Below are 11451 nucleotides of genomic sequence, written 5' to 3'. Positions count from 1 at the left end.
ATCGGAGTTCGGCGAGCCGATATTCTACGTCGAGCTTGCCGGCAACTGAGCAATTGTTACTTTCGGGTACGAGTTTGCTTGGTGAACTCCACGGGCAGGTCGCTGCGCTCGACGGCGACCAGCTGTCCAGGGAAGACGATCATGGTGGTGCAGACCATGCCCTCCTTCGGCAGGGTATCCACGCGCACCACGTTCAGCTTGCCGTCGGCATGGCGGATGCTCTCGATGCCGCTCGAATGGCAGCCGCTCGGCAGGCCGCCGGCGAACACGCCGATCACCATCTCCTTGCTGAAATCGATGTCCGGGATCACCTTGCCGGCGCCCGCATGCTCGGTCCACAGCGCGGCCCAGGCGGCGCCGTCGCGGATCACCACATTGCGCTCGGCGTGCACGCCCGACTGGCTGTCCTGGTCGATGGTGCGGTAGGCCGTCTCGTCGGCCGGCACCTTCAGGAATTCGACTTTGGCGTCGATGCGCGGCACGCTCACCGCCTGCATCGGCTGGCTGACCACCGGCAGGCAGACCGCCACCGTGGTGATGTCGCGCTCCTGGTACTCGACGACCATCTTGCCCTCGCGCGAGACGACCCTCACGATCGAGGTGGTCTTGCAGCCGCTCGAGACGTCGCCCGAAAACACGGCCACGACCATATTGCGCGAGAAATCGACGCTCGGTGCGGCGATGCGGGTCTTGCTGTGCTCGGCCCACAGGGCGGTCCAGGCGGCGGCATCCTTGACCACGACCTGGCGTGGCGCGGTGATGTTCGAGAAGCCGTCGTTCACGACCGGCGCGAAGGGAATCGCGGCGCCCGACTTCGGCAGGAAGGCAATCGCCTCGACCTTGTGGCCGGCGCCCAGGCCGAGGTCGGCCTTGTCGAGATTCTTCAGCATGGTGTCGAACAGGCCGCGCGCCGCTTCGTCGGTGCACACCGTGCGCGGACCGGCGATGGTGTCGCCCGACTGGCACAGCACGGCCTGCGGGTTGGCGCCCATCAGCGTCTGGGCATAAGAGGCGTCGGCGCACTGGCCGGCGCGGTCCCAGAACACGTACTTGCCGTCGACCAGGTAGAGATTGTTGCGAGAGTCGGCGCAGGAAGCGTCCTGGGCCAGCTTGATGTACTCGGAAACGACCGGCACGCCGCCATTGGGTTCACCGACGGTGATGCCCTGCCCGGCCTGCTGGTTCTTCAGGACGGTAGCGCCATCGCTGCCGCCACCGCCACAGGCTGCCAGGGAAGCGCCCACGAGGGCCGCCAACAGAACGCGTCCAACCATGCTCATATTGTTCTTCTCCACTCGGCGGTCTCCACGCCGGTCGTTTCCTTGGGAATAAAAAAACCCGCCGACACTCGCATATCAGGCGGGCAAACGGAAAACCAGATAAACCTGATGTAGATGCATGTTAGAACTTACCCCGCTTGCATTCCCCCTCGACTTGTCGAGGAATTGTCATCAATTTGTAAGGCCTCCCTCCTGGTTGAGGGCAGCCATCTGGAAATGCGCATTGCCATCCTTGCTCCTATACAATGCCGCCAAGGAGAAACCATGGGTTGGGTTGTACGACACCGCGCGTTGTGCAGGATGGGCATGTGAACCGGATCTTCTTCCGCTTCTTCGTGCTGGTCATGCTGTCGATCACAGGGGCAACCTTCGTGATCTACTTCGCGTTCAGCCGCCTGTTCGGCGACCCGCTCGACGACATCGCGCGGCGCCAGGCGGCAGCCCAGATCTTTTTACTGGAACAGTACGTCGACCAGGCGCCGAGCGACGAATGGCTCACCCGCCTGAACAATGTGCGCGTGGTGTCGAACGTCCGCTACGACCTGGTGCCGCTGGCCGAAGTGCGCGCGGCGCTGGCGAGCGGGCGCCGCGCCGCCCTCGACCGCGGCGAGATCGTGCTCGACCCCGCCAACCGCAGCTTCTGGCGCCGCGTCGACCTGGAGGGTGAGCGCTACATCGGCAGCCACGAAGAAGTGCTGCATGCGCAGAACCTGCCGATCGACATCGGCCAGGCCCTCAAGATGGAGGCGCTGCGCTACGTGATCGTGGCGGTGGCGCTCTTGGTGCCGATCGCGCTGTGGTCGCGCTCGCACTGGCAGGGCCTGCAGGCGCTGTCGCGGGTGGCCGACGAATTCGGCAGCGGCAAGCTCACCGCACGCGCCCAGATGAAGCCCTCCGACACCGCCTACCCGCTGGCCGAGCGCATCAACCACATGGCCGACCGCATCGAAGACCTGCTGGAAGCCCAGAAAAGCCTGCTGCATTCGGTCTCGCACGAACTGCGCACCCCGATCGCGCGCCTGGAATTCGCGCTCGAGCTGCTCGACGCCCGCGCCAAGGACCCGGACCTGAGCAAGCGCATCGGCGCCATGGAAGGCGACCTGCGCGAGCTGAACGCCCTGGTCAACGAGCTGCTCGATATGAGCAAACTCGACAGCGCCCGCAACCTGCAGGCCGCGCCGACGCCACTGGCTCCGCTGCTGCGCGAGTGCACGCAGATGCTGCCGCCCTCCCCGCACGCGCTCGACTGCACCGTCGCCGACGATCTGGGCGAGCTGGAGCTCGATGCGCGCCTGCTGGCGCGCGCCGTCTGCAACCTGCTGCGCAACGCCCAGAAATACGCCACCGGCCGCATCCTGCTGTCGGCCAGCCGCAGCGCCGATGCGGTCGAGATCGTCGTGGACGACGACGGTCCCGGCATTCCCGTCGACGAGCGCGACAAGGTCTTCGAACCCTTCTACCGGCTTGACCGCAGCCGCGACCGCGCCACCGGCGGTTTCGGCCTCGGCCTGTCGATCACCCGCAAGGCCGTCGCCCTGCATGGCGGCGCGGTGCGCGTGGACGACTCGCCGCTGGGCGGCGCGCGCTTCGTCATCACACTGCCGGCCTGATGCCTGCGAAAAAACAAGCACGAGTAAAGGAGATGCAATGATCCTCGAAGTCGCCACCCTCGACGTGCGCCCCGGCCAGGAAGGAGCGTTCGAAGCGGCTTTCCGCCAGGCATCAAGCATCATCGCCGGCATGCCCGGCTACCGCTCGCACCAGCTGCAGCGCTGCCTGGAGCGCAGCAACCGCTACGTGCTGCTGGTGAACTGGGACACGCTGGAAGACCACACCGTCGGCTTTCGCGGATCAAGCGGCTACCAGGAATGGAAGGCCCTGCTCCACCATTTCTACGATCCTTTCCCGACCGTCGAGCATTACACTCTCGTCATGGACACGGGAGGCCAATCATGACACTCAACTTACGCTGCCGCTGCGGCAAGCTGCGCGGCCAGGTGGACAGCAAGCGCGTGACTGCGCGCGCCGTCTGCTACTGCAAGGACTGCCAGGCCTACGGCCACTTCCTGGGAACGGATGTGCTGGACTCCGCGGGCGGCACCGAGGTCGCTGCCACCCTGCCGGCCGCCCTGCGCTTCGAGGCGGGGCTCGAACACCTGGCCTGCATGTCGCTCAGCCCGAAAGGGATCTACCGCTGGTATGCCAGCTGCTGCCGCACCCCGATCGGCAATACGCCGCGCGAGCAGACCACCGCCTACGTCGGCCTGGTGCGCGCCTGCCTGGATGCGTCGGACGAGGCGCTCAACCGGGAGCTGGGCGCCGTGCGCTGCCGCGTGAACACGAAGTCCGCCGCGGCGCCGGTATCGTCCAGCGGCTTGGCCACGGCCTGGGTCGTCGGCAAGGTCGGCAGCATGATCATGAAGGCGCGCCTGACGGGCGCCTACCGCGACAATCCATTTTTCAGGGCGCACACGGGCGAACCGGTGAAACCGGTGCAGGTGCTGTCGCTGGAAGAAAGAAAGGCGCTGACCCCTAAGGGCCAGCGCCTCTCCTGAAGCGGGGCGGCGAACGCTCAGCGCCCGCTGTGCTCGGGGGTGACCCGTACGTGCGTGAAGCCGTACCACAGGTGTTCCCACCAGTGGTCGCGCGAGCGCACGGTCACGAGGCATGCCTTGTCGATGCCGCCTTTGAAGAGCGGATCGGGGCACTTATTGGTCATCAGGGCGTAGCGCTGGTTCTCGGCATTCACCAGGGCGATGGCGAGCCAGATCGCGAGGCCGGCGAAGAAGACCGCCAGCCCCCACGCAATGTGGTTCACATTGCTGGTTTCAAACAGGTCGTCCTCGTTGGGCCGGGACCCATCGTACATCTTGAGGACTTCGCGTTCGACGTCATTGCTCATTTCGTGGCTGCAGCCTTCTTCACGAGCGCATCCATGACCTGCATGGTCGCCTGCATGGTCGGCTCGATGCCGTTGATCTTGTTGGACTCACCCACCTGGCTCGGCGACACGACGTACTTGCCGTCGATGATGATGGTCGGGGTGCCGGTGACCTTGTAGTTCGACGAGAGGGTCTGCAGGCGGCGCAGCTTGCTCGTCACGCCGAAGGAATTCCAGGCTTCCATGAACTTGGCGCGGTCCAGGCCATTCTTGGCCGCCCACTCGATGATGGCGTCGTCCTTCATCAAGCGCTGGCGCTGCACGTGCACCGCCTGGAACACGCGCGGGTGGTATTCCTCCAGCTTGCCCATGGCTTCCAGGGTCAGGAACAGGTGCGCTTCCGGATCGGCGGGCCCCTGGAACGGCAGGTGGATGCGGCGCATGACGATGTTGTCGCCCTGCTTCTTGATCCACTGGTTCAGCGAGGGCTCGAGCATATTGCACGCCGGGCAGTGGTAGGCGAAGAACTCGATGACCTCGACCTTCTTGCCCGTCGCCTGTACCGGCTGCGGCTGTGCCAGCGTGATGTAGTCGGCGCCGTTGACCGGGGCGGTCGGCGACGCGAAAGCGGTGCTGGCGGCCAGGGTGGCGGCGATGAGGGCAAAACGCAGAGAACGCATGGGTTTCCTTCCACAGTTGATTGAGCAAACGCGGGCAGATTACCACTTTTTCGCCTCTCCTTCCGGCCAGAAGAGCGTTTTTTGCATTTGCTTACGGAATTAACCTGGGCTTACGGGCAAGGGGTGCCGGTTTTGCAAGCGAACTCACTTCGGGCGGCGCTGGCGCCCACCTTCCAGGGCCTGGCACAGGGCTGCGGCGCCGTCGATGGCCCGCGGGCCCGGCCGGGTCAGCAGTTCGCCATCGACGGTCAACAGGTTGCCCCGTTTCACCGCCGTCATGCTGCGGTAGGGTTCCCACAGCTTCAGGCCCGGATTGGCGGGGTCGTAGCGCTTCCCCGCCATGATCGCCTCTGGATCGGCCGCGATCACCGCCTCCAGGCTGACTTCCGGCGCCACGACCTTCAGGCCGCCAAACACGTTGCGCCCGCCGCAGACGCGGATCGCATCGCTGGCGATCTGGGCGTCGTTGAGCGTATACAGGGGCTGGTCCCAGATCTGGTAGAACACCGTGACGGGCGCACGCTTGCCGTAGCGCGCCTCCAGGCCCGCGAGTTTCGCCCGGTAGGCCCCGGCCGCTGCCTGTGCCGCCGGCACGGTGCCCAGCAGCCGGCCCAGGCGCTCGATATTCTCGGCGACCTGCGCCAGGCGGCGCGGCTCGCTGTGGAAGACCGGCACGCCCAGGCTCTCGATCTGGGCGATCTGGCGCGCCGTGTTCCCGGTATGCCAGACCACGATCAGGTCCGGCCTCAACGCCAGCACCCGCTCCATGTCGATCTGGCTGTTACTGCCCACCAGTGGGATGGATTTCGCCGCTTCCGGGTAGTCGCTGTAGTTCATCGCCCCGACGACGCGCGCGCCGCCGCCGGCTGCGAACAGCAGCTCGGTGGCGTGCGGCGCCATCGAAATGACGCGCTGCGCCGGCGCCTTGAGCGTGACCTTGCGGCCGGCGTCGTCGACCACGGTCACCGGGGCGGCCTGCACCGTGGCTGCGGCGCAGGCCAGCAGCACGGCGGCGGCGAAGCGCGTCAGTCTGCGCATCAGAAGTCGTAGCGCAGCGCCAGCTTCAGCTGGCGGCCGTCGCTCGGGTAGATGCCCGAACGGCAGCCGAAGGCATTGCTGAAGTACTGGCGGTCGGCCAGGTTCAGGCCGCTGACCGCGACTTCCCAGGGACCGGTGCGGTAGGCGTAGCGGGCGTCGATCGTCGTGAAGGACGGCATGCGCGTGCTGCAGCTGTTGCTGAAGTCGCTGCCGTAACGCTGGCGGTCGACCCATTGGGCGCCGATGTCGGCGCTGTGCGGGCCGGCGGCCACCCAGGCCAGGCGCGCGGTCACGACGTTCTTCGGCACCAGCACCATCTCGCGGCCCGCGTTCGGGCCCTCGGTGAACTCGGCGTCCACGCGCTGCCACTGGCCGGTCAGGCGCAGCGCCTGGCCGATCGCCATCTGGCCTTCGACTTCCAGGCCCTGGCGGCGGGTCGGGTCGAGGTTGGTGTTGGCGCCCCAGCCGCCGCCCAGGGTCGGATCGTAGAAGATCTCGTTCTTCAGGCGGTGGCGGAACACGCGTGCGGCGATGCGGCGGGCGTCGGTGCCGGCAGTCACGCCCAGCTCGAGGTCGCGCGAGGTCTGGACGTCGAGCAGGCCGACGCTGGAACGGTAGCCGTTCTCGTCGGCATTCGGCAGGCGGTAGCTGCGGCCGGCCTTGGCATGCACGGTGACGTTCGCTGCCACGTCGACGCTGCCTTCCGCGCTCCAGGCGTTCACCGTCTGGGTGCCGGTCGGCACCGCCAGCGCGGCGTTGGTCTCTTTCTTCTCGAAGCGCTCGTGGCGCGCGCCCAGCGCCAGGCGGGCATTGGCGGCGCCGCCGAAGCGCATCTCGTCGCGCAGGTAGTAGGCTTCCGAAGTCTGGCGCGCATCCGAGCCGAGGCTGGTGGCACGCTCCCAGCGGCTCAGGTCGACGCCGGCGACGAATTCGTTCAGGCCGGCGCCCAGGTTGGCGCTGTGGCGCATGCGCGGCGAGAACTGGGTGTGGCGGGTGTCGTAGGTCGCGGCGGAGAGGAAGCCGCCGAAGTCGTAGGTCGATTCGACCTTGCGCTCGCGGTGGGCCAGCTCGGCCGCGAATTCCACGTTGTCGACGCGCTTCTCGGCGAAGGCCGTCACGCGGTCGCTGGACAGGGCGCCGAAGTCCTTCGGGGTCAGGGTCTGGCGCGGATTGGCTTCGAACTGTTCATAGCTCAGCGACCCCGGGAAGCGCATGTCCTGGCGTGCGCTCTCCACGCGCAGGCCCATGCGGGCGTCGTTCGCGGCCCACTGGAAGCCGCCGCTGAAGGTCTTCTGGCGGAATTCGTTGTTGTCGCGGTAGTTGTCGGTACCCTGGCGCGCGGCGGCCAGGTCGAAGGACAGCGGGCCCTCGCCATGGCGGACGGACGCGCGCGCATCGTACTGGTCGAAGCGGCCGGCTTCCAGCACCACGGAGCCGTGGTAGCCGGCTTGCGTACCGCGTCTGGTGATGATGTTGATCACGCCGCCGGTCGCGCCTTCGCCGTACAGCACGCTGCTGCCGCCGCGCTGGATCTCGATGCGCTCGACGGTGTCCACGGGAATCGAGGACAGCACCGGGCCGGCCAGTTCGTTCTCGTTCATGCGCACGCCGTCGACCAGCACCACCATGTTCTGGCTGCCGTTGGAGCCGAAGCCGCGCAGGTCGAGGGCGAAGTCGGGCGAGCCGTCCAGGCTCTGGCGGCCGAACACGCCGCCGATCTTGCGGATCGCGGCATTCACGTCCGTAGCGCCGGCGCGGCGGATGTCCTCCGCCGTGATGACGGTGGCGCCGATCGGCGCGAGCGAGACCTGGGCGGGGAAGCGCGCGCCGGTGACGACGATCTCGGGAACGGCCGTGTCCTGGGCGAAGGCGTTCGCGGCGAGGATGGAAAGGGAAAAGGCGCAGGCCAGCGCGAGCGGCTTGATGGCCGGCGCGCTGCTTGGGAAGGCAGCAAAATTCATTGTGGATGTTCTCGGTAAAAGCACCGGCCTGCGTCCCCGCACACCGGAGTCAACGGAAGACGCAGCACCGGCCCTGCCGCATGCGCGCTTCCCCCTGTCCTGGCCGGTATCCGGGCTTGCAAGACGGACTGTCCCACCTTCCTATGCAATGCACAGTGGTTATTGAGACAGCCTGTCACCGCGCCAAACAGGGTTTCTATCAGGCGGTGACGCTTGTTGACCGTTGCGGGGGCAGCACACCTCGGCGCGGGCGCGCAGCGCCTTTGCCTCGTGTTTCCCGTTTAACTGTGCAGGCGGATCGCCTGCGCGGGCACCAGAACGGCCGCGATTATAACCTGACAAGCCTTGTCGCGTTTTTTGCGCGTCCATCCTCAAATCCTGCGTTCTATCGCATGCCCATGGTGTTTTTTTGCTCTTCTGGCTATATTCGCGTTCAAACAATATTGTCATTACAGGGAGTCCTGCATGCATATCCAAGCACGGAGCAAGTTGCGCGCGGTGCTCGCCGCCGCCTTGCTCGCGGCCGGCGGCGCTGTTGCCTGGCTGGCCCAGGCCGACGCGCCGGCGCCAAGCCCCACACCCTCGCTGGACGGCATCGCGCTGGCCGCGCCCGACGCGGCCGCCGTCACCACGCCGAGCGCGCCCTCCGCCTGGGGCGGCGTGCGCACCGGCGACCATGCCACCTTGTCGGACCGCGTGGTCAGCTACCGCATCGAGGCCACGCTCGACCCGGACAAGCACCTGATCAAGGGCCGGCAGGCCCTCACCTGGCGCAACCGCAGCGCGGTGCCGGTGCGCAGCGTCTACGTCCACCTCTACATGAATGCCTTCGAGGGCGCCGGCAGCACCTTCTTCACCGAGCAGCGCCACCGCGGCGAAGGCTTCCGCAGCGGCGTCGACATCAGGGACGGCGAATGGGGCCACATCGCCTTGGCCAGCGTGCGCCAGGGCGCGGCAAGCGTGCCGTGGCGCTTCGTCCAGCCCGACGGCGGCCCGGCCACCGACCATACCGTGGCCCGCTTCGACCTGCCGGAAGCGGTGGCGCCGGGCGCCAGCACGACGCTCGACATCGATTTCCAGACCCAGCTGCCGCGCGTGATAGCGCGCACCGGTTACTTCGGCAGCTTCCACCTGGTGGCGCAGTGGTTCCCCAAGATCGCCGTGCTGGAACTGCCGGGCGAACGCGGCGCCACCGCGCCACGCTGGAACGCCCACGAATTCCACATGGAGTCCGAGTTCTACGCCGACTTCGGCAGCTACGACGTCAGCCTGACGGTGCCCAAGGCCTACACCGTCGGCGCCACCGGCGAACTGCAGGGCGCGCCGAGCGAGAAGAACGGCATGGTCACGCGCCGCTACGTCCAGCATGACGTGCACGATTTCGCCTGGACCGCCGACAAGCGCTCTGCCCCTCCCCTGGTCGAGACCTGGACCGGCCCCGGCAGCCCGACCGTGACGGTGCAGGTGCTGTTCCCGCCCGAGTACGAGGCCAGCGCCAAGCCGGCCATGAAGGCGGCCAAGGATTCGCTGACCTACTTCTCGCGCACCCTCGGCCCCTACCCCTACCGCACGCTGACGGTGGTGATCCCGCCCTACAACGCGGAGGAAGCGGGCGGGATGGAGTACCCGACCTTCATCACGGCATCCGGCCATGCCGAGGTGGCGAAGAACTCGCTCGACGAGTACATGCTCGAGGGCGTGACCATCCACGAGTTCGGCCACGGCTACTTCTACGGCATCCTGGCCAGCAACGAGTTCGAAGAGCCGATGCTGGACGAGGGCCTGAACGAGTACTGGGACGGCCGCATGCTGCGCGAGCGCGGCCAGCAGGCCCACCCGATGCCGGCCTTCTTCAAGCGCATCGGCATCGACCCGGTCTTCGATCCCTTCGACATCACGCGCGCCACCAGCCCGCGTGACCGGCCCGCCGACGCCCCCGGCCAGAATGCCTGGCAGCGCCTGCAGGGCATCGGCCCGGTCTATACCCGTACCGCACTCGTGATGCGCGACCTCGAGGAACGCATCGGACGCGAGGCGATGGAACGCGGCTTCAAGGAATACTACCGCCGCTGGAAGTTCCGCCACCCGAGCGTGGCCGACCTGCGCGAGGCCCTGGCCGACGGCAGCGGCGAACGCGCCGCGGTCGAGGAAGTCTTCGCGAAGCAGATCTACGCCGTCTCCCGCGTGGACGACCGCGTGGCCTCGATCGCCAGCGAGGAAGTGCTGCCGCTGGCGGGCACCCGCCTTGAGAAGGGCAAGCGGATCGAGGAAACCGAGGCAGCGCTCGATGCGCGCATCGCCAAGGCGCGCAAGGACTGGGAGAAAGCCAATCCGAACGCCAAGGATGGCAGCGGCCCCTACCCCTTCCGCACCCAGGTGACGGTGCGGCGCGAAGGCGCGAGCGTCCCCCAGACCCTGGTGGTGCGCTTCGCCGACGGCAGCAGCGAGACCGTGACCTGGCAGGGCGAGGAAAAATGGCGCACCTTTAGCTGGGTGAAACCGGCGAAAGCCGTGTCGGCCGAACTCGACCCGCGCCGCAGCCACTACCTCGACGTCAACAAGCTCGACGACAGCCGCGCCCTGGCCGCCGACCGCAGCGCCTCGACGCGCTGGGCCAGCGACGCCATGGCCTTCGTCCAACTCCTCCTGTCCTTCATCGCCACCGTATGACGACCATGCATCCAACGATCTCGCCGTTCGAATCGGCCCAGGCCGGCCACGCCGCCGCGCCGGACGCAAAAAGCGGCCTCCTGCGCGCCCTGCGCCCCGCCCTCCAATGGCGCCTGATGCTGCTCTGGCTGCTCGGCCTGCTGCTGCCCGCCCTGGTGGCGAGCCTGCCGGTGTGGCGCATGTTCGGCGCCGCCTTCGACCACACCGTGGGCGCGGCCGCCTATGCCCATCGCCTCGACCTGGCCGCGATCACCGACCTGGTCAGCCTGCACCCGCAGTTCGCCGCGGCGCTCGGCAGCGGGGCCGTGGTCGCCCTGGCGATGACGCTGCTGCTGTCGCCGCTCCTCACCGGCGCCGCCATCACGGCCGCGCGCGCGCCGAAGCCGCTGGGCTTCGCCGCCCTGGCCGCCGGCGGCGTGCAGGAATACGGCCGCCTGCTGCGCACCCTGCTGTGGGCCATCGTGCCGCTCGGCCTGGCCGCCTTCCTGGCCGGGATCGCGGGCGACGCCGCCGCCGACCACGCGGCGTCGAGCGTGCTCGAATCGTCGGCCGACAATGCGCGCCTCGGCGCCACCATCGTTGCCGCCCTGCTGCTCCTGCTGGCCCACGCGACCCTGGACCTCGGACGCGCCAAGCTGGCGCTGGAGCGCCGCCGCACCTCGGCCGTACTGGCCTGGGTCGCCGGCCTGCGCCTGCTGATGCGCCGGCCGCTGGCCATCCTCGGCTTCTACTTCGGCGTGACGATCGTGGGCCTCTGCCTGGCCGGGCTGCTGGCGGTGGCGCGCATCAACGTGCCGGCGCTGGGCACGGGCAGCTTCCTGGCCGGACTCGCGTTGGCCCAGCTGGCCGTGCTGGTCCTGGCCTGGATGCGCTGCGCCCGCCTGTTCGGACTGATCGAGCTGGCCCGCCCACGCTGATTCCCGTCCTGGGCTACCATGGGG

The 11451-nt window shown here is 67.8% G+C and carries 10 protein-coding genes and 1 riboswitch; of the genes, 5 read left to right on the top strand and 5 right to left on the bottom strand.

Features of this window, described 5'->3' with window-relative positions; translation table 11 throughout:
* Window positions 1–56 precede the first annotated feature (56 nt).
* Window positions 57–1280: a hypothetical protein gene (locus tag ACQ7JA_RS00270; protein WP_430893785.1), complete on the bottom strand. Its 1224-nt coding sequence runs from the start codon at window positions 1278–1280 to the stop codon at window positions 57–59.
* A gap of 308 nt (window positions 1281–1588) precedes the next feature.
* On the opposite strand from ACQ7JA_RS00270, the gene ACQ7JA_RS00265 reads away from it, so the two are divergent.
* Genes ACQ7JA_RS00265 through ACQ7JA_RS00255 form a run of 3 tightly spaced genes read left to right on the top strand, consistent with a single transcriptional unit; the run spans window position 1589 to window position 3835 of the window.
* The gene (locus ACQ7JA_RS00265) at window positions 1589–2890 is read left to right on the top strand and encodes an ATP-binding protein (protein ID WP_430893783.1); all 1302 of its coding nucleotides are present in this window, start codon (window positions 1589–1591) and stop codon (window positions 2888–2890) included.
* Window positions 2891–2927: 37 nt separating this feature from the next.
* Complete coding sequence (locus ACQ7JA_RS00260; protein ID WP_430893781.1) at window positions 2928–3236, top strand: antibiotic biosynthesis monooxygenase family protein; 309 nt, start codon at window positions 2928–2930, stop codon at window positions 3234–3236.
* The gene (locus ACQ7JA_RS00255; protein WP_430893779.1) at window positions 3233–3835 is read left to right on the top strand and encodes a DUF6151 family protein; all 603 of its coding nucleotides are present in this window, start codon (window positions 3233–3235) and stop codon (window positions 3833–3835) included. Before ACQ7JA_RS00260 ends, ACQ7JA_RS00255 begins: the two co-directional genes overlap by 4 nt.
* 17 nt (window positions 3836–3852) lie before the next feature.
* Here the strand turns inward: ACQ7JA_RS00255 and ACQ7JA_RS00250 are convergent, their stop codons facing one another.
* The 4 genes from ACQ7JA_RS00250 to ACQ7JA_RS00235 all read right to left on the bottom strand — a co-directional run bounded on the left by ACQ7JA_RS00250 (window position 3853) and on the right by ACQ7JA_RS00235 (window position 7840).
* Entirely contained in the window at window positions 3853–4182 is a 330-nt protein-coding gene (locus ACQ7JA_RS00250; protein ID WP_430893777.1) for a hypothetical protein, read from the bottom strand.
* Window positions 4179–4841, bottom strand: coding sequence for a thiol:disulfide interchange protein DsbA/DsbL (locus ACQ7JA_RS00245; protein WP_430893775.1), 663 nt, complete (start codon window positions 4839–4841; stop codon window positions 4179–4181). Before ACQ7JA_RS00245 ends, ACQ7JA_RS00250 begins: the two co-directional genes overlap by 4 nt.
* A 144-nt stretch (window positions 4842–4985) precedes the next feature.
* On the bottom strand, window positions 4986–5879 hold the full coding sequence (locus tag ACQ7JA_RS00240) for a cobalamin-binding protein (RefSeq protein WP_430893773.1): 894 nt from the start codon (window positions 5877–5879) through the stop codon (window positions 4986–4988).
* On the bottom strand, window positions 5879–7840 hold the full coding sequence (locus tag ACQ7JA_RS00235; RefSeq protein WP_430893771.1) for a TonB-dependent receptor family protein: 1962 nt from the start codon (window positions 7838–7840) through the stop codon (window positions 5879–5881). Before ACQ7JA_RS00235 ends, ACQ7JA_RS00240 begins: the two co-directional genes overlap by 1 nt.
* Before the next feature lie 84 nt (window positions 7841–7924).
* A riboswitch (cobalamin riboswitch) is annotated at window positions 7925–8173 on the bottom strand.
* Window positions 8174–8305: 132 nt separating this feature from the next.
* Here ACQ7JA_RS00235 and ACQ7JA_RS00230 point away from each other — a divergent pair.
* Both ACQ7JA_RS00230 and ACQ7JA_RS00225 read left to right on the top strand, forming a co-directional pair.
* Entirely contained in the window at window positions 8306–10510 is a 2205-nt protein-coding gene (locus ACQ7JA_RS00230; protein WP_430893769.1) for a M1 family metallopeptidase, read from the top strand.
* Window positions 10511–10515: 5 nt separating this feature from the next.
* Complete coding sequence (locus ACQ7JA_RS00225; protein ID WP_430893767.1) at window positions 10516–11427, top strand: hypothetical protein; 912 nt, start codon at window positions 10516–10518, stop codon at window positions 11425–11427.
* Window positions 11428–11451 lie beyond the last annotated feature (24 nt).

The sequence above is a fragment of the Massilia sp. BKSP1R2A-1 genome, assembly GCF_050586525.1.
GTDB lineage: Bacteria > Pseudomonadota > Gammaproteobacteria > Burkholderiales > Burkholderiaceae_D > Telluria.
This window is presented reverse-complemented; position numbering and strand designations above follow the sequence as displayed.